Genomic DNA, 21,714 nt, shown 5'->3' on the forward strand with positions numbered 1-21,714 from the left:
CACATGCAACACGCCGATCTGATTCTGCACAACGGCAAGCTCCACACCGTCGATCCCGAGCGCCCCGAGGCGACCGCGGTCGCCATCAAGGACGGCGTCTTTCTTGCCGTGGGCAGCGACAGCGACGTCATGGCCCATCGCGGCCCGGGCACCCAGGTGGTCGACCTGCGCGGGCGCCGCGCCATCCCCGGCCTCAACGACTCCCACCTGCACCTGATCCGCGGTGGCCTCAACTACAACCTGGAACTGCGCTGGGAGGGCGTGCCCTCGCTGGCCGATGCCCTGCGCATGCTCAAGGACCAGGCCGAGCGCACCCCGGCGCCCCAGTGGGTGCGGGTGGTGGGCGGTTGGAACGAATTCCAGTTCGCCGAGCGCCGGCTGCCGACCCTGGAGGAGCTCAACCAGGCCGCGCCGGACACCCCGGTGTTCATCCTCCACCTCTACGACCGGGCGCTGCTCAACCGCGCCGCCCTGCGTGTCGTGGGCTACACCAAGGAGACGCCCAATCCGCCAGGTGGCGAGATCCAGCGCGATGCCCGCGGCGAGCCCACCGGCATGCTCATCGCCCGACCCAATGCCATGATCCTCTACGCCACCCTGGCCAAGGGGCCCAAGCTGCCGCTGGAATACCAGGTCAACTCCACTCGCCAGTTCATGCGCGAGCTCAATCGCCTGGGCCTGACCAGCGCCATCGACGCCGGCGGTGGCTTCCAGAACTACCCGGACGACTACCAGGTGATCCAGGAACTGGCCGATGCCGACCAGCTCACCGTGCGCATCGCCTACAACCTCTTCACCCAGCGGCCCAAGGAAGAGCTGACCGACTTCAGGAACTGGACCAGCAGCGTCACCCTGCACCAGGGCACCGACTTCCTCCGCCACAACGGCGCCGGCGAGATGCTGGCCTTCTCCGCGGCCGACTTCGAGGACTTCCTCGAACCGCGCCCGGACCTGCCGCCCACCATGGAGGCCGATCTGGAACCGGTGGTGCGTCACTTGGTGGAGCAGCGCTGGCCGTTCCGCCTGCACGCCACCTACGACGAATCCATCTCGCGCATGCTCGACGTCTTCGAACGTGTCAATCGCGACGTGCCCTTCAACGGGCTGCCCTGGTTCTTCGACCACGCCGAGACCATCAGTCCGCGCAACATCGAGCGGGTCAAGGCCCTCGGCGGCGGCATCGCCATCCAAGACCGCATGGCCTTCCAGGGCGAATACTTCGTCGACCGCTATGGTGCCCAGGCCGCCGAGCAGACCCCGCCGATCCAGCGGATGCTCGCCGAAGGCGTACCGGTAGGGGCGGGGACCGATGCCACCCGCGTCTCCAGCTACAACCCCTGGACCTCGCTGTACTGGCTGGTCAGCGGCCGTACCGTCGGCGGCCTGGCGCTCTACCAGGAAGGCCTGCCACGGGCCACCGCCCTGCAGCTGTTCACCCAGGGCAGCGCCTGGTTCTCCTCGGAACAGGGCAAGAAGGGCCAGCTGCGGGTAGGCCAGCTGGCCGATGTGGCGGTGCTCTCGGCGGACTTCTTCACGGTCGAGGAAGAGGCCATCAAGCACCTGGAGTCGGTGCTGACCGTGGTCGGTGGTCGTATCGTCCATGGCGCCGAGGAATTCGATCGCCTGGGTCCGCCGCCCTTGCCGGTCACCCCGGACTGGTCGCCGGTGGTCAAGGTGCCCGGCCACTGGAAGCCCGGCGCGCCCCTGCAGGCCGCCGTGCACCAGTGCGCCGGCGCCTGTTCCGTGCATGGCCACGGCCATGAGCGGGCGCGCCAGAGCCGGGTGCCGGTCAGCGACTTCAGTGGCTTCTGGGGCGCCTTCGGCTGCTCCTGCTTCAGCTTCTGAGGAGCGTCCGCCATGACCGCCGCCGCCCTGACTTCCACCACCGCCTCGCCCTGGCAGCCCCTGCGTCAGCGCACCTTCCGCTGGCTGTGGCTGGCCAGCATCGCCTCCAACATCGGTACCTGGATGCACGAGGTGGGCGCCGGCTGGTTGATGACCTCGTTGTCGGCCAGCCCCCTGGCGGTGGCCCTGGTCCAGGTGGCGGGGGCGCTGCCGATGTTCTTGCTGGCACTGCCGGCCGGCGCCCTGGCCGACATCGTCGACCGCCGGCGCTACCTGCTCGGCGTGCAGCTGTGGATGGCCGCGGTAGCCCTGGCTCTGGCCGGGCTGACCCTGGCCGGCTGGATGACCGTGCCGCTGCTGCTGGGCCTGACCCTGGCCATGGGCGTGGGCACGGCGCTGATGCTGCCGGCCTGGTCGGCGCTGACCCCCGAGCTGGTCGATAAAAGCGAGTTGCCCGCGGCCATCGCCCTGTCCAGCCTGGGCATGAACGTGGCCCGTGCCCTCGGCCCGGCGCTCGCCGGGGTGCTGGTCAGCCTGGCCGGTCCCTGGCTGACCTTCGCCCTCAATGCCGTTTCCTTCCTTGCCGTGATCGTCGCGCTCCTGACCTGGCGACGCCAACCTGCAGCCGCCGTGCTGCCCGCGGAGCGCCTGCTGGGCGCCGTCCGGGTCGGCCTCCGCTATGCCCGCAGCTCGCTCCAGCTGCAGGTGGTGCTGGCCCGGACCGCCGCGTTTTTCCTCGGCGCCAGCGCCGGCATGGCCCTGTTGCCACTGCTGGTGCGCCAGGCCCTGCAGGGTACCGCCCTGGATTTCGGCATCCTGCTCGGGTGCGTCGGCCTGGGTGCCATCGGCGGCGCCATGCTCCTGCCGCGGCTGCGCGAACGGCTGTCCAGCGACCTGCTGGTGGCGGGTGCCAGTGCGCTCTATGCCGGCGTGCTGCTCGGCCTTGCCTGGATTCGCGACTTCGCCTGGCTGCTGCCGGTCATGCTGGTCAGCGGCCTGGCCTGGATCGCCGTGCTCTCTAGTCTGCAGGTGGCGGCCCAGACCGCCGTGCCCACCTGGGTGCGCGCCCGTGCCCTGGCCGTCTACATCCTGGTGTTCTTTGGCACCAGCGCCCTGGGCGGCTTGCTCTGGGGCGCCCTGGCCAGTCACTTCTCCCTGAGTCTTGCCCTGAGCGCGGCGGCCGGGGTGCTGCTGGCCGGCATCGGGGTGACCTGGCGCCTGCGTCTGCCGGTCACCCCGGCCGCCGATATCGCCCCTTCGCTGCACTGGCCGGCGCCGATCCTCGACGACTCCCTGGATCGCGAGCGCGGCCCGGTGATGGTCACCCTGGAGTACGACATCGCCCCCGAGCATGGTCCGGCCTTTCGCCAGGCCATGCAGGCGGTGGGCGCCATGCGCCGGCGCAACGGCGCCTTCTCCTGGGCGCTGCTGCAGGACAGCGCCGAGCCGCGCCGCTGGCAGGAATTCTTCTGCGACGAATCCTGGCTGGAACACCTGCGCCACCACCACCGCGTCACCCAGGGCGAACAGCGCCTGGAAGCGGCGGCGCGCCAGTACCAGACCCCCGGCGTACCCGTCGCCATTCGCCATCTCCTGGGCGGCGCCTGATGCCGCCCTTCACCCGCAACCCCCAAACCACTCCCTGAGGACTCCACCATGAGCAAGCCCTACAACCGTCTCGACAAGAACGATGCCGTCGTCCTGCTGATCGACCACCAGGCCGGTCTGATCTCGCTGGTCCAGGATTTCACACCCAGCGACTTCAAGAACAACGTCCTGGCCCTGGCCAACAGCGCCAAGTTCTTCGGCCTGCCCACCATCCTCACCACCAGCTTCGAGCAGGGCCCCAACGGCCCGCTGGTGCCCGAGCTGGTCGAGCTGTTCCCCGAGGCGCCGTACATCGCCCGCCCCGGCCAGATCAACGCCTGGGACAACGAAGACTTCGTCGCCGCCATCAAGGCCACCGGCCGCAAGCAGCTGATCATCGCCGGCGTGGTGACCGACGTCTGCGTGACCTTCCCGGCCCTGGCGGCCATCGCCGAAGGCTTTGACGTCTTCGTGGTGACCGATGCCTCCGGCACCTTCGACAAGACCGTGCAACAGGCCGCCTGGGCACGCATGAGCGCCGCTGGCGTGCAGCTGATGAACTGGTTCAGCGTGGCCTGCGAGCTGCACCGCGACTGGCGCAACGACATCGAGGGCCTGGGCGCTCTGCTGTCCAACCACATCCCCAACTACCGCAACCTGATGACGAGCTACGCCAAGCTGGCCGCCAAGTAAGAGCCTATCCAAAGTCTGCTGCGCGTCGGCCAAACGGCGTTGAAGAGGCCTTCGGAATGCTCATTTACTATTTGTAAACTCCGCTTCCTCAGGCCTCTTCGCCTTGTTTGGCTCTAGCTCGCGAGACTTTGAACAGACTCTAAGGTAACGACAGTCAGGCGCCCCTCCCGGCGCCTGACCTTCGCGGAGGGATGCCGTGAACCGCAACGACCTGCGCCGCATCGACCTGCACCTGCTGGTGGTGTTCGAAAGCCTGATGCACGAGCGCAATCTCACCCGCACCGCGGAAAAGCTCTTTCTCGGCCAGCCGGCCATCAGTGCCGCCCTGGTGCGCCTGCGGCAATTCTTCGACGATCCGCTGCTGGTGCGCAGTGGGCGGGCGATGGAGCCCACGCCGCGGGCCCTGGCCATTCTCGAACGGCTGCGCCCGGCGCTGGACGGCCTGTCAAATGCCCTCAGCGAGGTCGACGACTTCGACCCCGGCGCCAGTCGCGCGGTGTTTCGCCTGGGCATGTCCGACGATGTCGAGTGCGGCCTGCTGCCGCCGCTGCTGGCCCATCTGCGCGAGGTGGCGCCGCACTGCGTGCTGGTGGTGCGCAACGCCAACTTCCTGCTGCTGCCCGGGCTGCTGGCCAGTGGCGAGGTGTCCCTGGGCATCAGCTACACCACCCAGCTGCCGGCCAATGCCAGGTGCCGCACCCTGAGGCACATCCGCGCCCTGGTGGTGCGCGCCGACCGCGATCCCGCGCCCCTGACCCTGGATGACTATTGCGCGCGGCCCCATGTGCTGGTGTCCATGTCCGGCGATCTCTGCGGCAACATCGACGACGACCTGGCGCGCCTCGGCCGCAGTCGCAAGGTGGCCCTGGGCGTGCCCCACTTCAACGGTCTCGGCGCCCTGCTGGCCGGCAGCGAATTGCTCGCCACGGTGCCCGACTACGCCGCCCGGGCGCTGGCTGCGGGCGGCGGCCTGCGCATCGAGCAACCACCGTTTCCCATCGTTCCGGCCAAGCTGTCGCTGGTCTGGCGCGCGGCCCAGGACCAGGACCCGGGCGAGCGCTGGCTGCGCGGCGAGATCATCAGATTCATGGGCGACCCGGCTGCGTGAGCCCAGCCGGCTGCTCGGCCACCGCTCCGGAAATCTGCATGCCACGGGTCTCCTTGCCGAAGGCCACGAAGAGGATGATCAGCACCGCCACGGTGCCTGCCACCAGCGCCATGGCCAGGCCATAGTTGCCGCCGTGGGCCGCCGCGATATGCGCCTGCAGGGTAGCGTTGACCGAGGCCAGCAGGTTGCCCATCTGGTAGACGAAGCCCGGCAGCACGGCGCGCACATTGCCCGGCACCAGTTCGTTGAGATAGCTGGGCACCACGCCCCAGGCGCCCTGCACCATGAATTGCATCAGGAAGGCGCCGATGCCCAGCGTCCAGGAGCCGCTGGAGAAGGCCCACAGCGGCAGGACCGGTAACGACAGCAGTGCGGCCAGCATGATCGCCTTCTTGCGGCCGATGCGTTCCGACAGCGAACCGAAGAGCACGCCGCCGAGCATCGCCGCGATGTTGTAGCCGATGGCGATCAGACTCACGGTATGGGCATCGAACTGGTGCTGTACCTTGAGGAAGGTGGGATAGAGGTCCTGGGTGCCGTGGCTGAAGAAATTGAAGCAGGCCATCAGCAGCACCATGTACAGGCAGATCTTCCAGTGCTGGCGCAGGATTGGCAGCAGGGCAGTACTCTCCTTGCGCTCGCGCGCGGCCAGCCACACCGGCGACTCCGGCACCTTGAAGTAGATGAAGGGCAGCAGCAGGACCGGCAGGGCGCCGATCAGGAACATGCCGCGCCAACCCACCGTGGTGAAGAACAAGCCGAAGACGATGGAGGCGAGCAGGTAGCCGCAGGGATAGCCGGCCTGGAAGATCCCCGACATCAGCCCGCGCGCGCGATCGGGGATGGTTTCCATCGCCAGCGACGAAGCCACGCCCCAGACCCCGCCCATGGCCACGCCGTAGAGAAGACGGAAAGCCATGAACGCCATGAAGGTCGGCGACCAGGCGGACAGCAGCTCGAACACCGAGAACAGCACGATGTTGAGCATCAAAATCGGCCGGCGCCCATGCCGCTCGGCCAGGCGCCCGAAGATCAGGGCGCCTATCGGACGCACCGCCAGGGTCAGCATGATCGACAGGGAGACATCGGTCACCGAGTTGTGGAAATACGTCGACAGGTTGCTGAGGACGAAGACCAGGATGAAGAAGTCGAATGCATCCATCGTCCAGCTGGCAAAGGTGGCGAAGGCCACGTTGCGCTGTGTAGAAGTCCAGGTAGACATGGCCAATCTCCTTGCTCGAAGGGCTGTCGACGCCCTGGCGGCTCGCGGGGTCAGTGGGGAGGCAGCCTTGGTTGTAGTGGTTGTATCGCTAGCCTCTCCCCGGAGCGCTTACGAGAACCTTAAGGTGAGCATCACAAAAGTCCGCGCCTGACCGGAGACGTCCGGGGGCACCATCAGCCGCGTCGATAAGCGCTATCCGCCGGTACGATTTATGGACGAGGGCGTTGGCTTCTTACGATGGCTCCATATTGTTTGGAGCCACTCCCATGTCCCTCGCCGCCCTTCGCAATACCCTCCGCCTGCTGGCCTGCGCCGGCTCGCTCGCCCTCCTGGCCGGCTGTGCCAGCTCCCACACCGCCTACCTGCAGGATGGCCGCACCGCCTACCTGGTGCAGTGCAACGGGGTATTCGGCAGCTGGTCCGGCTGCGCGGGCGAAGCTGCCGAGCGTTGCGCCACCGGCAGCTATCAGGTGCTGGCCCGCAACCACCTTGACGGCGCCAGCGAGGCGGAAGCCGAGGCCAGCATTGCCGGCCAGTCCTATCCGGTACGCAATCTGCTGGTGCAGTGCCAGGGCGAGCAGCTGGCCTGGCGGGTGGGCACCTTCGTCCGCCGGCTGCCGGTTAGCGAGGGTTGAGGGCAGGTCGGCAGGCTGTCGAGCGTTTCACAGCGGCTGAACACCTGCTCGGTTCTCCTCTCCCTCTATGAGAGGGTTGGGGTGAAGGCGCTCCCCGCACAACGACGTCATTCCTGGAAAAGGCTACGCCGCTTTCCAGGCTACGGCTCCGATAGAGCTGAACGCCTGCTCGAACAGCCCCCTCTCCCTCCGGGAGAGGGTCGGGGGTGAGGGCACGCCCCGCACACTGAAGTCACTCCCGGAAAAGGCTGCGCCGTTTTCCAGGCTACGGCTCCGATAGAGCTGAACGCCTGCTCGAACAACCCCCTCTCCCTCCGGGAGAGGGTCGGGGTGAGGGCACGCCCCGCACACTGAAGTCACTCCCGGAAAAGGCTGCGCCGTTTTCCAGGCTACGGCTCCGATAGAGCTGAATGCCTGCTCGAACAACCCCCTCTCCCTCCGGGAGAGGGTCGGGGTGAGGGCACGCCCTGCACAGCGACGTCACCCCTGGAAAAGGCTCTGGCCATGGCTGCGATAGACCGCAGGTTGGGTTGAGACAGCTCCATCGTCGAAGCCCAACGGGGAGGTTCAGCCTTGGGCAATGTTGGGCTTCGCTGCGCTCAACCCAACCTACGTGGGCCTCAAGACGCGGTCGCATCGGCGGACCACCAGACGAGCAGACCCGCAGGTTGGGTTGAGACAGCTCCATCGTCGAAGCCCAACGGGGAGGTTCAGCCTTGGGCAATGTTGGGCTTTGCTGCGCTCAACCCAACCTACGTGGGCCTCAAGACGCGGTCGCATCGGCGGACCACCAGACGAGCAGACCCGCAGGTTGGGTTGAGACAGCTCCATCGTCGAAGCCCAACCGGGAGGTTCAGCCTTGGGCAATGTTGGGCTTCGCTGCGCTCAACCCAACCTACGCGGGTTCTTAGCCGCGGTCGCATCGGCGGACCACCACGCGAGCAGACCCGTAGGTTGGGTTGAGACGGCTCCATCGTCGAAGCCCAACGGGGAGGTTCAGCCTTGGGCAATGTTGGGCTTCGCTACGCTCAACCCAACCTACGCGGGCCTCAAGGCGCGGTCGCACCGGCGGACAACCAGGCGAGCGGACGGCGGTCAGTCCTCAAGCGTGCTCAAGAAAATTCAGGAGCCGTCCACCGGGATCGCGGACAAAGAAGCGCCTCACGCCCCAGGGTTCCGTCACCGGACCGTACTCCGGCACGTAGCCCGCGCCGGCCAGTCGACGCAAGACCTCGTCCAGGTCATCGACTTCCAGCGACAACTCCGGCACCGGCGTGCCCGAGCCACCCTCCACCGCGAAACTGACCTGGGGACTGGCCTGGCCCGCGCCGAAGAAGGTCAGGATCCAGCCGTGGTCCATCGCCAGCGTCAGCCCCAGCAACTCGCCGTAAAAGACCCTGGCGGCGGCCAATTGCTCGGTGGCGATGTTCGGTACGATGCGCGTGATCTGCATGGACGAAATCTCTGGCGGTAAGGGCCTGACAGCTTAGCAAGCCGCTGTCGCCAGGCAGTCACTCGCGTATCGCCTTAATGGCGGCACCGCCGGCCAGTGAGCGCGGGCTAGTCCACCAGCGCCTCTTCCAGGACCTTGAGAAATTCCCGCGTCGCCGGCGTCGGCAGCGGCGACCAGATGGCATGGACGTTGCGCTGCGGGGCATCGCTGACCGGCACCCGGGCCAGGCCGGCAAAGGTGCTGGCGATACTCTGAGGTACCAGGCCGATCGCCAGGCCACGGCCGACGAAGCGTTCCAGCAACTGCATGTTGCCCGTCTCGAAACGCACCCGGTGAGGCAGGCCCAGGGCGGCGAAGGCCTCGTCGGTCTGCTGCCGGGCGCCGCTGCCGGCGGGCAGGTCCACCAGCGGCAGATCCACCAGCTCGTGCAGCGACAGCCTTTCCCGCCCCGCCAGGGCGTGCGCGGCCGGCAGCACCGCCACCAGCTCCTCGCTGAGCAGCAGGCGGCTGGCCACCGCCTCCAGGGCCACCTGGCGCGACAGGCCGATCAGGGCGAAATCCAGTTGTCGCTCGCGCACCGCCGTCAGCAGCGTCTCGCTCTTGTCCTGGCGCAGGCGGATGTCCACCTGGGGATGGCGGGCATGGAAGGTGGCCAGCAACTCGACGATATCCAGGCGTGGCACCGAGGAGATCAGGCCCAGTGTCAGGGTGCCGCGAATGGCGCCGATCGCGGCGGCCACGTCCTGCTGCAGCCTTTCCACCGCGGCCAGCGCCTGCCGCGCCTGGACCAGCAGCGCTTCGCCGGCGGGGGTGAGGCGCACCTGCCGCGGCAGGCGTTCGAACAGGGTGGCACCCAGTTCGGCTTCCAGGCGGGCGATCTGGTGACTGAGCGCCGACTGCACCACATGGCAACGCTCGGCAGCGCGGGTGAACTGGCGCTCCTCGGCCAGGGCGACGGCGAATTCCAGTTGCTTGAGGTTCATGGCGCTATCTTGAAATGAGATCGAAACCATCTTAACGATTCATTTAACCGATGGCTGCCGTTGTCCGATACTGACCAGCCTTTCCCTTGCCGGACCCTGCGGATGTCGAACCCCACGCCTCCTCTCAGCCGCTGGCTGACCCTGCTCATGGCCGTCGCCACCGGTATCGCCGTGGCCAGCAACTACTACAACCAGCCGTTGCTGCACACCATCGCCCAGCGCTTCGACCTCAGCTACACCCAGGCCGGCAGCATCGTCACCACCGCCCAGCTCAGCTACGCCGCCGGTCTCCTGCTGCTGGTGCCCCTGGGCGATCTGCTGGAGCGCCGCCGGCTGATCGTCACCATGAGCGTGATCGCCGCCGCCGGCCTGGCCCTGAGCGCCACCGCCACCAGCCTCACCTGGCTGCTGCTGGGCACCGCCATGACCGGGCTCTTCTCGGTGGTGGCCCAGGTGCTGGTGCCCTTCGCCGCGACCCTGGCCGCGCCGGAGCAGCGGGGCAGGGCGGTGGGCACGGTGATGAGCGGACTCATCCTCGGCATCCTGCTGGCCCGCACCGTGGCCGGGGCGCTCTCGTCCCTGGGCGACTGGCGCACCGTCTATGCCGTGGCGGCCGGTCTGATGCTGGCCACCGCCCTGGCCCTGCGCCTGGCGCTGCCGCGCTATCAGCAGTCGGCGGGCCTGAGCTATCCACGGCTGCTGGGTTCGGTGTTCGTGCTCTTGCGCGACGAGCCCCTGCACCGCCTGCGCACCCTGTTGGGCTTTCTGGGCTTCGCCGTCTTCGCAATGTTCTGGACGCCCCTGGCCTTTCTGCTCGCCGCCGAACCCTATGGCTTCAGCGACGGCACCATCGGCCTGTTCGGTCTCGCCGGCGCGGTGGGCGCCCTGGCCGCCAACCTGGCCGGGCGCATGGCCGACCAGGGCAAGGGTGGTCTCGCCACCAGCATCGGCCTGGCTTCCCTGACCCTGGCCTGGCTGCCCCTGGCCTTCGCCCAGCAGTCGCTGGCGGCGCTGCTGGTCGGCATCCTGGTGCTGGATCTCGCCGTGCAGCTCAGCCACGTCAGCAACCAGAACGTGGTCTATCGGCTGCGCCCGGAGGCGCGCAGCCGCCTCAACGCCGGCTACATGACCGGCTACTTCCTTGGCGGCTCCCTGGGTTCGCTGCTGTCGGCGCGGCTGTACGAGCACTTTGGCTGGACCGGCGTCAGCCTGGCCGGCTGCCTGCTGGCCGCCACGGCGTTGGCCGTCTGGTGCCTGTTCCTGCTGCGCCAGCGTCAGGCGCGGGCCTGAGCGCCATCATCAGCGCGGTCGATGATCGCTATCCCGCGGGACGATTTCTAGGCGCGGGGTGGGCTGGCGACAATGAGTCCACACCCACCCGACACAGGTACTCGCCATGAAAGCCCTCACCGCTCTGTTCGCCGCCACTCTGCTCACCACCGCCATCGCCCAATCCGCCCAGGCCGAGGAAAGCGCCCTGCGCCCCCTGGGTTCGCTGATCGAAAAGCACCAGCAGCAGGATCGTACCCTGGCCGAGAACGGCACCGAGCGCAGCCTGCAGCCGTCGATCCAGCGCCAGCAGCAGCGTCTCGACCCGCGGCGTGCCCTGGCTGAAAACGGCGCCGAGCGCAGTCTGCAGCCGGCGATCCAGCGTCAGCAGCAGCGTCTGGATGGCCAGCGCCTGGCTGCCGACGGCGCTGAGCGAACCCTCCAGCAGTGGCCCCAGCGTCAACCGACCCGCGGCGCCGTGGCGTGAGTCGGCCCGACCGTCAGGCGGTCGCGCAGATAGTCCGAGAACAGCTGGACGATGCGCGCCGACTGACGATGCTGGGGATAGACCGCATAGACCGCCGCGCTGGGCAGGGCGAAGTCTTCCAGCACCTGCACCAGCGCCCCTGAGGCCAGCGCCGCGCCGATGATGAAGGTCGGCAGCACCGCAATGCCCTGACCGGCGATGGCCGCGTCCCGCACCACCTCTCCGTTGTTGGCCCTGAGCTGACCCTGCATGGGCAGCACCAGCGGCTTGCCTCCACGCTGAAAGCGCCATTCCACCTGGCGACCATGGCCATAGAGCAGACAGCTGTGCTCGGCCAGATCCTCCGGTTGCAGCAGCGGCGGCGCCTTCTGCAGATAATCCGGACTGGCACAGGTCACCAGCTGCATCTCGGTCAGTCGCTTGGCGATCAGACTGGAATCGGCCAGGGTGCCGATGCGGATCGACATGTCGTAGCCCTCGGCGAGCAGATCCACCGCCCGGTCATTGAGATCCAGCTCCAGGCGGATCTGCGGATAGGCCGAGAGAAAATCCGGCAGCAGGGGACTCAGGTGCAGGGTGCCAAAGGTCATGGGCGCACTGACTCTCAGCACCCCCTGGGGCACCGTCCGCCGGCTGGAGAGCAATTCCTCGGTGTCGTTGACGTCTTCGAGGATCTTCACGGCTCGCTCGTAGAGCAGCATCCCCAGCTCGGTCGCCTGCAGACGCCTCGTGGTGCGGTTGATCAACCGCACGCCAAGACTTTCCTCCAGCAACAGGGTCCGCCGGCTGACGTATTGCTTGGACAGCCCCAGCTTGTCGGCGGCGGCGGTGAAGCTGCCCTCGTTCAGGGTGGTGACGAACAGGCGCAGGTCTTCGAAATTCATGGCGGCATCCAGGCAGCGGGAGACGTTCGACGGCGGTCGGATCGCCGTCATTGTGCCAAATCGCCAGGCGTCCGGTGTCAGCCAGGCCGTTGGCGAACGGGCAAAAGAAAACCCCCTCGCCACCTTGCGGTGAGGAGGGGGTTCTGGCGTTCGCCGTCGCTTAGACGTTGAAGCGGAAGTGCATGACGTCACCGTCCTTGACGATGTACTCCTTGCCTTCCAGGCGCCACTTGCCCGCTTCCTTGGCGCCGTTCTCGCCCTTGAAGGCGATGAAGTCGGCATAGGCCACCACTTCGGCGCGGATGAAGCCCTTTTCGAAATCGGTGTGAATGGCGGCGGCCGACTGGGGCGCGGTGGCGCCGACGCGGACGGTCCAGGCACGGACTTCCTTCACCCCGGCAGTGAAGTAGGTCTGCAGGTTGAGCAGTTCGTAGCCGGCGCGGATCACCCGATTCAGGCCCGGCTCTTTCATGCCCATGGACTCGAGGAACATCTGCTTTTCCTCGTCGTCGTCCAGTTCGGCGATTTCCGCCTCGATCTTGTTGCAGACCGGCACCACCACGGCGCCTTCTTCTTCGGCGATGGCCCGGACCACATCCAGGTGCGGGTTGTTCTCGAAGCCGTCTTCGGCGACGTTGGCGATGTACATCACCGGCTTGCTGGTCAGCAGATGGAAACTGCGCACCAGGCGCTTCTGCTCCTCGTCCAGGCCCTTCAGCAGGCTGCGGGCAGGCTTGCCGGCCTCGAAATGCGGGATCAGCTGTTCCAGCAGGGCCTTCTGCGCCAGGGCTTCCTTGTCACCGCCCTTGGCGTTGCGGGTCACCCGCTGCAGTTGCTTCTCGCAACTGTCGAGGTCGGCGAAGATCAGCTCCAGGTCGATCACTTCGATGTCCCGCTTGGGGTCCACCGAGTTCGACACGTGGATGACGTTCTCGTCTTCGAAGCAGCGCACCACGTGGGCGATGGCGTCGGTCTCGCGGATGTTGGCGAGAAACTTGTTGCCCAGACCTTCACCCTTGGAGGCGCCGGCCACCAGCCCGGCGATGTCGACGAACTCCATGGTGGTGGGGATCACCCGCTCGGGTTTGACGATCTCCGCCAGGGCGTTCAGTCGCGCATCGGGCATGGGCACGATGCCGCTGTTGGGCTCGATGGTGCAGAAGGGAAAGTTTTCTGCCGCGATACCAGATTGGGTCAGGGCATTGAACAGGGTGGACTTGCCGACGTTGGGCAGGCCGACGATGCCGCAATTGAATCCCATGGTGTGTGTCCTCGCGGAAGAAAAGGAAGAGGGTAGGGGGTAGGTCAGGCCTTGCGGCTGTGCAGGCGTTGCATGGCTCGGGTCAGGTCACCGGTCAGCAGCTCCGGAACCACCTCCAGGGCGGCATCGATGCTGGTGTCGAGCAGGTCCTGCTCGCTGCGCGGTGCGCGGCCCAGCACGAAGTTGGAGACCAGGCTGGCATGCCCCGGATGGCCGATGCCTAGGCGCAGACGCTGGAAGCCGTTCTGATTGCCGAGCTGGGCGATGATGTCGCGCAGTCCGTTGTGCCCCCCATGGCCGCCGCCGGTCTTGAGGCGTGCGGTGCCGGGTGGCAGGTCGAGTTCATCGTGGGCCACCAGGATGGCTGCCGGCGGGATGCGGAAAAAGCCGGCGAGCGCCGCCACGGCCTGGCCGCTGCGGTTCATGTAGGTGGTGGGGATGAGTAGACGAACATCGTTGCCCGCGTGGCGGAAGCGCCCCACCAGGCCATGATACTTGCGGTCGACAGCCAGGCTCGCGCCCTGGGCGGCTGCCAGTCGCTCAACGAAAAGGGCCCCTGCATTGTGCCGAGTCTGGTCGTATTCGGGGCCCGGATTACCCAGGCCGACGATCAGTTGGACGGCAGTCATGTCAGGAGCCCTTCTCTTTCAGGCGTGCGAGAACTTACTCGGCAGCGCCTTCTTCGGCAGCGCCGTCAGCAGCTTCTTCACGGATGCGCGGCATGTGGATGCTGGCAACCGGCAGATCGCTGCCGTGGGCCAGGGACACCAGCTCGACGCCAGCCGGGACGTTCAGGTCGCTCAGGTGAACGATCTGGTCCAGGGCGACCTTGGCCATGTCGACTTCGATGAATTCCGGCAGGTCTTTCGGCAGGCAGGAAACTTCGACTTCGTTGATGGTGTGCAGGATCTCGCCACCCTGTTGCTTCACGCCCACGGAGGTTTCCTGGTTCATGAAGTGCAGGGGCACGTGAGCGGTCAGCTTCTGACCGGCGATGACGCGCAGGAAGTCGGCGTGCATGACGTAGCCCTTGGAGGGGTGACGCTGCAGGGCCTTGACCAGCACGCTTTCGTTGCTGCCATCAACCTTTAGGGTGATGACGCTGGCGAAGGCGGCTTCGCTTTCCAGCATCTTGGCCAGGTCTTTGCCGACCAGGGTGATGGACGTCGGAGCCTTGTCGCCACCGTAGATCACGGCGGGAACGTTACCGGCATTACGACGCAGGCGGCGGCTCGCACCTTTCCCCAGGTCGGAACGCACTTCGGCATTCAGAGTGAAATCAGACATTGTGAATCTCCAGGATAAGGAATCGGCAGACCGGGACTTGCGACCAGTTCCACGGCCCTACCGACTAAAAAGCCCCGGTAGACCGTCACGGCCTTCCAGGGCGCTTCCAGAGCGGCTGTTCCTTAACGGAACATCGCGCTGATGGATTCTTCGTTACTGATCCGGCGTACCGCCTCGGCCACCACCGGCGCGATGTCCAGTTGGCGGATACGGCTGCAGGCCTGAGCCGCGGCGGACAGCGGAATGGTGTTGGTCACCACCAGCTCGTCCAGCACGGAGTTGTCGATGTTCTCGATGGCCCGACCCGACAGCACCGGGTGGGTGCAGTAGGCCAGGACCTTGGCGGCGCCGTGTTCCTTCAGGGCCTTGGCCGCGTGGCACAGGGTGCCGGCGGTATCGACCATGTCGTCGACCAGCACGCAGGTGCGGTCCTGGATGTCACCGATGATGTGCATCACTTCCGACTGGTTGGCCTTGGGACGACGCTTGTCGATGATCGCCAGGTCCACACCCAGACTCTTGGCCACGGCACGCGCACGCACCACGCCGCCGATGTCCGGGGAGACGATCATCAGATTTTCGAAACGCTGGTCTTCGATGTCATCCACCAGGGCGGGGGAGCCGTAGATGTTGTCCACGGGAATATCAAAGAAGCCCTGGATCTGGTCGGCATGCAGATCGACGGTGAGCACGCGATTGATGCCCACCACGGTCAGCATGTCGGCCACGACCTTGGCGGTGATGGCGACGCGTGCGGAACGCGGACGGCGATCCTGGCGGGCATAACCGAAATAGGGGATGACTGCGGTGATACGAGTGGCCGAGGAGCGGCGGAAGGCATCGGCCATCACCACCAGTTCCATCAGGTTGTCGTTGGTCGGCTCGCAGGTGGGCTGGATGATGAAGACATCCTTGCCCCGCACGTTCTCGTTGATTTCGACGCTGATCTCGCCATCGGAGAATTTTCCGACGGAGACGTCACCGAGAGGGATATGCAGCTGGCGCACGATGCGCCGTGCCAGATCGGGGTTGGCGTTCCCCGTGAAGACCATCATCTTGGACACGCTGCAGTTCCTGCGGCTTGAGGTGGGTCTTGGAAGGAAAATGGCAGGGGCGGCTGGATTCGAACCAACGCATGGCAGGATCAAAACCTGCTGCCTTACCGCTTGGCGACGCCCCTGTATCTTGCAGAGTACTAGCTGTACTCATTCTCTGGTCAGGCTTGCTAGCGCCCGGTGCAACATGGAAGTGTTGCTACCTTTGGCCACGAAGCCTGGAAGTGATGCTGGTAGCTGGCTAGCTACTGTATCAGCTTCGGTCTTATTTGGAAAGCTTCCAAATATGCAACCTCCAGTGCCGGTTAATCTAGCTGAAACAAATTTGTTTAGCAAGATCAAAGCGTTACGAATTTCTGGGTAACGCCTTTCGACCGTACTCTGGCAGTCGTTTCGACCTGACCACTTGAGAACGGCGCAAACTTTAATGGCGGGAGTGTCCCGTGTCAACAGCGGATCTGAAAAAATTTCTGCTGTACTTACAGAGACTTGCGGCACGGCCACGAGATACCAGGGTTCCGGGGGGGTGACCGGGGTGAGCTTTTCCCCCACGCCCTCGGCGAAGGCGGCCTGGCCGCGGACGAATACCGGCACATCGGCGCCCAGGCGCAGCCCCAGCACCGCCAGGTCGTCGAGGCTGGCGCCCAGGCCCCAGAGATGATTCAGGCCAAGCAGGGTGGTGGCGGCATCCGAACTGCCGCCACCGATACCGCCGCCCATGGGCAGGCGTTTGGTCAGCCAGAGGTCGGCGCCTTTGGTCGTGGCGCTTTCCTGCTGCAGCAGCCGGGCGGCGCGCAGGATGAGATTCTGCGCGGGGGCGACGCCCGGCAGACCGTCGTGCAGTTGCAATTCGCCGTCATCCCGTCCGGCAAAGCCCAGGTCGTCGCCCCAGTCGAGAAACTGGAACAGCGTCTGCAGCTCGTGATAACCGTCCGCGCGGCGGCCGAGGATGTGCAGGAACAGATTGAGCTTGGCCGGTGCCGGCAGGGTGAAGGCAGGCGCTGCGGTCATTTGCCCAGCTCGCGCGGCTGCCAGGTCTTCACCACCAGGATGACTTCCAGGTCCTTGCCGGTGAGCTTGAGGCGCTCGGGCAGGGTGTAGCCGTTCTGCTCGGTGTAGCGGGTGTATTCGACGGTCCAGCCGTCCTGTACCAGACGCGCCAGGTGGCTGTCGGCGTCCAGGGTCAGCTGGCTGCGACTGTCCGGCGCCGGCAGGCCGCGCACCCACCAGAGCAGGTGCGAGACCGGCAGGCGCCAGCCGAGTTGCTGTTCCAGCAGGGATTCGGGGGAATCGGCCTGATAGCTGCCCTGGCCGGAGACATCGAGGGTGACGGCGCCCGGACGGCCGGTGAGTCGGGTGGCGCCGCGGCCCAGGGGGCCGGCCAGGCGGATGTCGTAATAGTCCTGGCGCTGCAGCCAGAACAGGGTGCCACTGCCGGAATCGCGCGGGGCGCGGATGCCGACCTTGCCGTCGATCTGCCAGCCGTCGAGGGCGGCGATACGTTTTTTATGAGCCTGCCACTGGGCGGCATTGCCCTGGCCTTCCACGGCCTCCTGGCGAGAGGTGCTGGCGCAACCGGCCAGCAGGGCGAGCAGCAACAGGGTGACGAAGGTACGCACGCGGATCATCGGAGGGTTTCGCTTCCAGTCAGGCGTTTGAGGGTACTGCGCAGGATGGCGTCATCGGCGTCGGCGTCGAGGCCCACGCGCCAAACCTTGCGCGCTTCGCTGCGCTTGCCCTGGGCCCAGAGCACCTCGCCCAGGTGGGCCGCCACTTCGGCGTCGGGGAAGCGTTCGTAGGCCTGGCGCAGATAGCGTTCGGCGTCGGCCAGCTGGCCCTGGCGATAGCGGATCCAGCCCATGCTGTCGAGGATGGCCGGGTCGTCCGGGCTCAACTGGTGCGCCTTGTCGATCAGCTGGCGTGCCTCGGCCAGCCGTGGGGTGCGATCGGCCAGGGTGTAGCCGAGGGCGTTGAGCGCCATGGCGTTGTCGGGGTCGTGGGCGATGATGTAGCGCAGATCGCCTTCCAGCTGACCGAGGTCGCCGCGCTTTTCCGCCAGCATGGAGCGGACATAGAGCAGGTTGAGGTCATTGGGATACTGCTGCAGGGCCTGCTGCACGGTCTGGTCGGCGAGGGCGGTCTGGTCGGCACTGGCCAGGCCTTCGACTTCCAGCAGATAGAGCGGCACGGCGTATTCGCTCTGGCGCTTGCGCGCCTCGGCCAGGCGTTGACGGGCCTCGGCGATGCGCCCGCTGCCCAGCAGGATTTCCGCCTGGCGCTGCTGGGCGGCCAGGTAGTCGGTGCCCGGCCCGACCTGGGTGTATTCGGCCAGCGCCTGCTCGGGCTGGTCGAGTTCTTCGTAGCTGCGACCCAGGTTGAGGTGCGCGGCATCCACGTGGCTGCCGCGGTCGATCAGTTCCTTGAGATAGATCTGGGCTTCGCGCCAGGCCTGGGCCTCCAGGCAGACCAGCGCCAGGGAGAATCTCAGGTCATCGTCATCCGGGAACTGGGTGACCAGCTCGGCGAATTCGCGCTTGGCCTGGTCCAGGCGATCCAGCTCCACCAGCAGCCGGGCATGGGCCAGGCGCAGGCGGCGGTCTTCCGGGTGCTGGCGGATGCCGGCTTCGAGCAGCGGCAGGGCCTCGGCGCTGCGGTCCTGGCTCTGCAGCAGGCGGGCGCGCAGGAGCAGCGGCGCGACTTCGCGCCTGGCCGCCGGATTGCGCTCCAGCAGCTTGAGGGCCTCGTCGGCACGGCCGTCCTGCTGCAGCAGCAGCGCCTTGCCGAACAGCAGCTGGCCGTTGTGCGGATACTTGGCCAGCAGCCGGTCGAAGCTCTTGAGCAGGCCGGCGCGGGTGGCCTCGTCAGTTTCCGCCGCCGAGAGGGCGAGGAAATCGAAGTGGGTGTCGCCCTGGCCCTGGAGCACGCGCTCCATGTAGACCATGGATTCGTCATAGCGACCGGCGCGGGCCAGCATGATGGCGGCGGCGCGCTGGGCATCCAGGTTGTCGGGGGCGTTGCGCGCCCAGATCTGCGCGGTTTCCAGCGCCGGGGTATCGGCGCCCAGGTACTCGGCGATGCGGAAGGCGCGCTCGGCGACTCCCGGGTCCTGGGTCGACTTGGCCTGCTCGACATAGTTGGTCAGGGCGATATCGAATCGGTTGCGCTGCCCGGCCAGCTCGCCGACCAGCAGGTCATAGAGGGTGTCTTCGCGAAAGGAACCGGCCGGTTGCGGCGTGCTGGTCTTGGCGGTGGGCGGCGGGATGGCGGCGGCGGGCGTCGGCTGACGGCCGAGGTTCTGGCAGCCGGCGAGCAGCAGGGCGGTCGTCAGCAGCGCAAGGTATCTGGTCATAGGGTCAAGGCGGCCTTTTTACAGTCGGTCCATCATGCCACAAGAGTCGCCGTGGCCGCGTCGCGCATGCGCAGCGGCCGGCCGAGAAGTGCGGTGGTCGAGGCTGTTGACGCCTTTTGCCCGGCAAGATTCATTCGCCCAGGCTATGACGGCGATTGTCCGACGTCTCGTCGCTGCTGGTTGTCGCCACCGCCCGCGCGTAGGACAATGTTCGGCTTTCCCCAATCCGTTCGACTGCTTGCGTCCATGGCCTTTCTCGCGCTCGGCATCAATCACAAGACCGCCTCGGTTGAGGTGCGCGAACGTGTGGCCTTCACTCCGGAGCAGACGGTCGAGGCCCTGCGCCAGCTGGAGCAGGCCACCCACAGTCGCGAAGCGGCGATTCTGTCCACCTGCAATCGCAGCGAACTCTACCTGGAGCTGGAGCCCAGCCTGGCGGAAGCCGTGCTGGCCTGGCTCGCCCAGTATCACCGGGTGCCCCTGGAAGACCTGCGCGCCAGCATCTATCTGCACCAGGACGAGGCTGCGGTCCGCCACATGATGCGGGTGGCCGCGGGGCTGGATTCCATGGTGCTGGGCGAGCCGCAGATCCTCGGCCAGCTCAAGTCGGCCTATGCCGTGGCGCGCGAGGCCGGCACCGTCGGTCCGCTGCTGGGCCGGCTGTTCCAGGCCACCTTCAATACTGCCAAGGCGGTGCGTACCGACACGGCGATCGGCGAGAATCCGGTGTCGGTGGCCTTCGCCGCGGTCAGCCTGGCCAAGCAGATCTTCAGCGACCTCAGTCGCAGCCAGGCGCTGCTGATCGGCGCCGGCGAGACCATCACCCTGGTCGCCCGCCATCTGCACGAGCAGGGCGTGCGGCGCATCGTCGTCGCCAACCGCACCCTGGAGCGCGCCAGCCACCTGGCGGAAGAATTCGGCGCCCATACCGTGCTGCTGGCCGACATTCCCGACGAACTGGTCAACAGCGACATCGTCATCAGTTCCACCGCCAGCCAGTTGCCCATCCTCGGCAAGGGCGCGGTGGAACGCGCACTCAAGCAGCGTCGCCACAAGCCCATCTTCATGGTCGACATCGCCGTGCCGCGCGACATCGAGCCGGAGGTGAGCGAGCTGGAAGATGTCTACCTCTATACGGTGGACGACCTGCACGAGGTGGTGGCGGAAAATCTCAAGAGTCGCCAGGGCGCCGCCCAGGCGGCCGAGAAGCTGGTGCTGGCCGGGGTCGAGGACTTCATGCAGCGGCTGCGCGAGCGCGCCGCGGTGGACGTGGTCCGCGCCTATCGCCAGCAGGGCGAGCAGATCCGCGACGACGAACTGGCGCGCGCCCAGCGCCAGCTGGCCAATGGCGTCGATCCCCAGGAAGCCCTGGCGGCCCTGGCACGCAGCCTCACCAACAAGCTGATGCACGCCCCGAGCGTGCAGCTCAAGAAACTATCCGCCGAGGGGCGCGTCGATGCGCTGACCTTGGCTCAGGAACTCTTCGCCCTCGACGAGGGTTTGGACAAGACATGAAGACCTCTCTGTTGCACAAGCTCGACGGTCTGCAGGACCGTTTCGAGGAGCTGACCGCGCTGTTGGGCGACGCCGAAGTCATCAGCGACCAGACCCAGTTCCGCGCCTATTCCAAGGAATACGCCGAACTCGAGCCGGTCAACCAGGCGTTCACCGAATACCGCAAGGTGCAGGCCGACCTGGAGGGCGCCCAGGCGCTGCTCAAGGACAGCGATCCGGATCTGCGCGAGATGGCCGAGGAAGAGGTGACCAGCGCCAAGGCGCGGCTACAGGAACTGGAAGACGAACTGCAGCGCATGATGCTGCCGCGGGATCCCAATGATGGCCGCAACGTCTTCCTGGAAATCCGCGCCGGTACCGGCGGCGACGAGGCGGCGATCTTTGCCGGTGATCTGTTCCGCATGTATTCGCGCTATGCCGAGCGCCAGGGCTGGCGCCTTGAGGTGCTCTCGGAGAACGAGGGCGAGCACGGTGGCTTCAAGGAGGTGATCGCCCGGGTCGAAGGCGACAGCGTCTACGCTAAGCTCAAGTTCGAGTCCGGTGCGCACCGGGTGCAGCGGGTCCCGGAGACCGAATCCCAGGGCCGCATCCACACCTCGGCCTGCACCGTGGCGGTGCTGCCGGAGCCGGACGAACAGCAGGCCATCGAGATCAATCCGGCCGATCTGCGCGTCGACACCTATCGCTCCTCCGGCGCGGGCGGTCAGCACGTCAACAAGACCGACTCCGCGGTGCGCATCACCCACCTGCCCACCGGCATCGTGGTGGAGTGCCAGGAAGAGCGCTCCCAGCACAAGAACCGCGCCAAGGCCATGGCCTGGCTGTCGGCCAAGCTCAATGACCAGCAGGACGCGGCGGCGCACAAGGAAATGTCCGATACCCGCCGGCTGCTGGTGGGGTCGGGCGACCGCTCCGAGCGCATCCGCACCTACAACTTTCCCCAGGGCCGGGTGACCGATCACCGCATCAACCTGACCCTCTATTCGCTGGGCGAGGTGGTCAACGGTGACGTCCAGCAGATCATCGATCCGCTGCTGCAGGAATACCAGGCCGACCAGCTGGCGGCGCTGGGAGACTAAGC

The 21,714-nt window shown here is 66.6% G+C and carries 20 protein-coding genes and 1 tRNA gene; 9 read left to right on the forward strand and 12 right to left on the reverse strand.

Annotated elements, in window-relative coordinates:
- Positions 1 to 3 precede the first annotated feature (3 nt).
- The 4 genes from OMP44_RS12435 to OMP44_RS12450 all read left to right on the forward strand — a co-directional run bounded on the left by OMP44_RS12435 (position 4) and on the right by OMP44_RS12450 (position 5,233).
- Complete coding sequence (locus OMP44_RS12435; RefSeq protein WP_280308538.1) at positions 4 to 1,845, forward strand: amidohydrolase; 1,842 nt, start codon at positions 4 to 6, stop codon at positions 1,843 to 1,845.
- A 12-nt stretch (positions 1,846 to 1,857) separates the two neighbouring features.
- The gene (locus OMP44_RS12440; protein ID WP_280308540.1) at positions 1,858 to 3,453 is read left to right on the forward strand and encodes an MFS transporter; all 1,596 of its coding nucleotides are present in this window, start codon (positions 1,858 to 1,860) and stop codon (positions 3,451 to 3,453) included.
- Between the two features lie 48 nt (positions 3,454 to 3,501).
- Positions 3,502 to 4,125 carry an isochorismate family cysteine hydrolase YcaC gene (gene ycaC / locus OMP44_RS12445; protein ID WP_059313433.1) on the forward strand — a complete coding sequence of 208 codons (624 nt, stop codon included), beginning with the start codon at positions 3,502 to 3,504 and terminating at the stop codon, positions 4,123 to 4,125.
- Positions 4,126 to 4,321: 196 nt separating this feature from the next.
- Positions 4,322 to 5,233 (forward strand): LysR substrate-binding domain-containing protein, encoded by a 912-nt coding sequence (locus OMP44_RS12450; protein ID WP_280308544.1) that lies wholly within the window; start codon positions 4,322 to 4,324, stop codon positions 5,231 to 5,233.
- Here OMP44_RS12450 and OMP44_RS12455 read toward each other — a convergent pair.
- On the reverse strand, positions 5,211 to 6,455 hold the full coding sequence (locus OMP44_RS12455; RefSeq protein WP_280308547.1) for an MFS transporter: 1,245 nt from the start codon (positions 6,453 to 6,455) through the stop codon (positions 5,211 to 5,213). The two genes, OMP44_RS12450 and OMP44_RS12455, sit on opposite strands and share 23 nt — an antisense overlap.
- Positions 6,456 to 6,721: 266 nt before the next feature.
- Here OMP44_RS12455 and OMP44_RS12460 point away from each other — a divergent pair, with 266 nt between their 5' ends.
- Positions 6,722 to 7,090, forward strand: coding sequence for a YgdI/YgdR family lipoprotein (locus OMP44_RS12460; RefSeq protein ID WP_133861560.1), 369 nt, complete (start codon positions 6,722 to 6,724; stop codon positions 7,088 to 7,090).
- A gap of 1,102 nt (positions 7,091 to 8,192) precedes the next feature.
- On the opposite strand, the gene OMP44_RS12465 is transcribed toward OMP44_RS12460, so the two are convergent.
- Positions 8,193 to 8,543 carry a VOC family protein gene (locus tag OMP44_RS12465; RefSeq protein WP_280308550.1) on the reverse strand — a complete coding sequence of 117 codons (351 nt, stop codon included), beginning with the start codon at positions 8,541 to 8,543 and terminating at the stop codon, positions 8,193 to 8,195.
- A 107-nt stretch (positions 8,544 to 8,650) separates the two neighbouring features.
- Positions 8,651 to 9,526, reverse strand: a complete 876-nt coding sequence (locus OMP44_RS12470) for a LysR substrate-binding domain-containing protein (protein WP_280308552.1) — start codon at positions 9,524 to 9,526, stop codon at positions 8,651 to 8,653.
- A gap of 102 nt (positions 9,527 to 9,628) precedes the next feature.
- On the opposite strand from OMP44_RS12470, the gene OMP44_RS12475 reads away from it, so the two are divergent.
- Together OMP44_RS12475 and OMP44_RS12480 are read left to right on the forward strand one after the other, a co-directional pair.
- Positions 9,629 to 10,816, forward strand: a complete 1,188-nt coding sequence (locus tag OMP44_RS12475; protein WP_280308555.1) for an MFS transporter — start codon at positions 9,629 to 9,631, stop codon at positions 10,814 to 10,816.
- 106 nt (positions 10,817 to 10,922) lie between these two features.
- Complete coding sequence (locus OMP44_RS12480; RefSeq protein ID WP_208693789.1) at positions 10,923 to 11,282, forward strand: hypothetical protein; 360 nt, start codon at positions 10,923 to 10,925, stop codon at positions 11,280 to 11,282.
- Here the strand turns inward: OMP44_RS12480 and OMP44_RS12485 are convergent.
- The 9 genes from OMP44_RS12485 to OMP44_RS12525 form a co-directional block, all read right to left on the reverse strand.
- The gene (locus OMP44_RS12485; RefSeq protein WP_133861557.1) at positions 11,255 to 12,166 is read right to left on the reverse strand and encodes a LysR family transcriptional regulator; all 912 of its coding nucleotides are present in this window, start codon (positions 12,164 to 12,166) and stop codon (positions 11,255 to 11,257) included. The genes OMP44_RS12480 and OMP44_RS12485 overlap by 28 nt on opposite strands.
- A 160-nt stretch (positions 12,167 to 12,326) precedes the next feature.
- Positions 12,327 to 13,427, reverse strand: coding sequence for a redox-regulated ATPase YchF (ychF, locus tag OMP44_RS12490; protein ID WP_280308561.1), 1,101 nt, complete (start codon positions 13,425 to 13,427; stop codon positions 12,327 to 12,329).
- Between the two features lie 44 nt (positions 13,428 to 13,471).
- Positions 13,472 to 14,056 (reverse strand): aminoacyl-tRNA hydrolase, encoded by a 585-nt coding sequence (gene pth, locus OMP44_RS12495; RefSeq protein ID WP_133861555.1) that lies wholly within the window; start codon positions 14,054 to 14,056, stop codon positions 13,472 to 13,474.
- Positions 14,057 to 14,090: 34 nt separating this feature from the next.
- A complete protein-coding gene (locus OMP44_RS12500; protein WP_133861554.1) occupies positions 14,091 to 14,714 on the reverse strand; it encodes a 50S ribosomal protein L25/general stress protein Ctc in 624 nt (207 codons plus the stop codon).
- Positions 14,715 to 14,836: 122 nt separating this feature from the next.
- Complete coding sequence (locus tag OMP44_RS12505; RefSeq protein WP_007161553.1) at positions 14,837 to 15,778, reverse strand: ribose-phosphate pyrophosphokinase; 942 nt, start codon at positions 15,776 to 15,778, stop codon at positions 14,837 to 14,839.
- Between the two features lie 41 nt (positions 15,779 to 15,819).
- Positions 15,820 to 15,894: transfer RNA gene (locus OMP44_RS12510), tRNA-Gln, on the reverse strand.
- 25 nt (positions 15,895 to 15,919) lie between these two features.
- Complete coding sequence (gene ispE / locus OMP44_RS12515; protein ID WP_187980413.1) at positions 15,920 to 16,780, reverse strand: 4-(cytidine 5'-diphospho)-2-C-methyl-D-erythritol kinase; 861 nt, start codon at positions 16,778 to 16,780, stop codon at positions 15,920 to 15,922.
- Positions 16,777 to 17,397, reverse strand: coding sequence for a lipoprotein insertase outer membrane protein LolB (lolB, locus tag OMP44_RS12520; protein ID WP_431312640.1), 621 nt, complete (start codon positions 17,395 to 17,397; stop codon positions 16,777 to 16,779). The genes ispE and lolB overlap by 4 nt, the downstream gene beginning before the upstream one ends.
- Complete coding sequence (locus tag OMP44_RS12525) at positions 17,394 to 19,118, reverse strand: tetratricopeptide repeat protein (protein ID WP_280308575.1); 1,725 nt, start codon at positions 19,116 to 19,118, stop codon at positions 17,394 to 17,396. Before OMP44_RS12525 ends, lolB begins: the two co-directional genes overlap by 4 nt.
- Before the next feature lie 246 nt (positions 19,119 to 19,364).
- Between OMP44_RS12525 and hemA the strand changes: the two genes are divergently transcribed.
- Both hemA and prfA read left to right on the forward strand, forming a co-directional pair.
- The gene (hemA, locus tag OMP44_RS12530) at positions 19,365 to 20,633 is read left to right on the forward strand and encodes a glutamyl-tRNA reductase (RefSeq protein WP_133861550.1); all 1,269 of its coding nucleotides are present in this window, start codon (positions 19,365 to 19,367) and stop codon (positions 20,631 to 20,633) included.
- Positions 20,630 to 21,712: a peptide chain release factor 1 gene (gene prfA, locus OMP44_RS12535; protein WP_187980411.1), complete on the forward strand. Its 1,083-nt coding sequence runs from the start codon at positions 20,630 to 20,632 to the stop codon at positions 21,710 to 21,712. Before hemA ends, prfA begins: the two co-directional genes overlap by 4 nt.
- Positions 21,713 to 21,714 lie beyond the last annotated feature (2 nt).

It is taken from the genome of Pseudomonas flavocrustae, assembly GCF_029872515.1.
Taxonomy (GTDB): domain Bacteria; phylum Pseudomonadota; class Gammaproteobacteria; order Pseudomonadales; family Pseudomonadaceae; genus Chryseomonas; species Chryseomonas aestiva.

Bases quoted from the DNA above. Each gene is read 5' to 3' on its own strand.
- ispE (WP_187980413.1), bottom strand. From the start codon at position 16,780: ATGACCGCAGCGCCTGCCTTCACCCTGCCGGCACCGGCCAAGCTCAAT.
- OMP44_RS12440 (WP_280308540.1), top strand. From the start codon at position 1,858: ATGACCGCCGCCGCCCTGACTTCCACCACCGCCTCGCCCTGGCAGCCC.
- OMP44_RS12465 (WP_280308550.1), bottom strand. From the start codon at position 8,543: ATGCAGATCACGCGCATCGTACCGAACATCGCCACCGAGCAATTGGCC.
- lolB (WP_431312640.1), bottom strand. From the start codon at position 17,397: ATGATCCGCGTGCGTACCTTCGTCACCCTGTTGCTGCTCGCCCTGCTG.
- prfA (WP_187980411.1), top strand. From the start codon at position 20,630: ATGAAGACCTCTCTGTTGCACAAGCTCGACGGTCTGCAGGACCGTTTC.
- OMP44_RS12480 (WP_208693789.1), top strand. From the start codon at position 10,923: ATGAAAGCCCTCACCGCTCTGTTCGCCGCCACTCTGCTCACCACCGCC.
- OMP44_RS12500 (WP_133861554.1), bottom strand. From the start codon at position 14,714: ATGTCTGATTTCACTCTGAATGCCGAAGTGCGTTCCGACCTGGGGAAA.
- pth (WP_133861555.1), bottom strand. From the start codon at position 14,056: ATGACTGCCGTCCAACTGATCGTCGGCCTGGGTAATCCGGGCCCCGAA.
- OMP44_RS12485 (WP_133861557.1), bottom strand. From the start codon at position 12,166: ATGAATTTCGAAGACCTGCGCCTGTTCGTCACCACCCTGAACGAGGGC.
- OMP44_RS12470 (WP_280308552.1), bottom strand. From the start codon at position 9,526: ATGAACCTCAAGCAACTGGAATTCGCCGTCGCCCTGGCCGAGGAGCGC.
- OMP44_RS12475 (WP_280308555.1), top strand. From the start codon at position 9,629: ATGTCGAACCCCACGCCTCCTCTCAGCCGCTGGCTGACCCTGCTCATG.
- ycaC (WP_059313433.1), top strand. From the start codon at position 3,502: ATGAGCAAGCCCTACAACCGTCTCGACAAGAACGATGCCGTCGTCCTG.
- OMP44_RS12455 (WP_280308547.1), bottom strand. From the start codon at position 6,455: ATGTCTACCTGGACTTCTACACAGCGCAACGTGGCCTTCGCCACCTTT.
- OMP44_RS12525 (WP_280308575.1), bottom strand. From the start codon at position 19,118: ATGACCAGATACCTTGCGCTGCTGACGACCGCCCTGCTGCTCGCCGGC.
- OMP44_RS12435 (WP_280308538.1), top strand. From the start codon at position 4: ATGCAACACGCCGATCTGATTCTGCACAACGGCAAGCTCCACACCGTC.
- OMP44_RS12460 (WP_133861560.1), top strand. From the start codon at position 6,722: ATGTCCCTCGCCGCCCTTCGCAATACCCTCCGCCTGCTGGCCTGCGCC.
- ychF (WP_280308561.1), bottom strand. From the start codon at position 13,427: ATGGGATTCAATTGCGGCATCGTCGGCCTGCCCAACGTCGGCAAGTCC.
- hemA (WP_133861550.1), top strand. From the start codon at position 19,365: ATGGCCTTTCTCGCGCTCGGCATCAATCACAAGACCGCCTCGGTTGAG.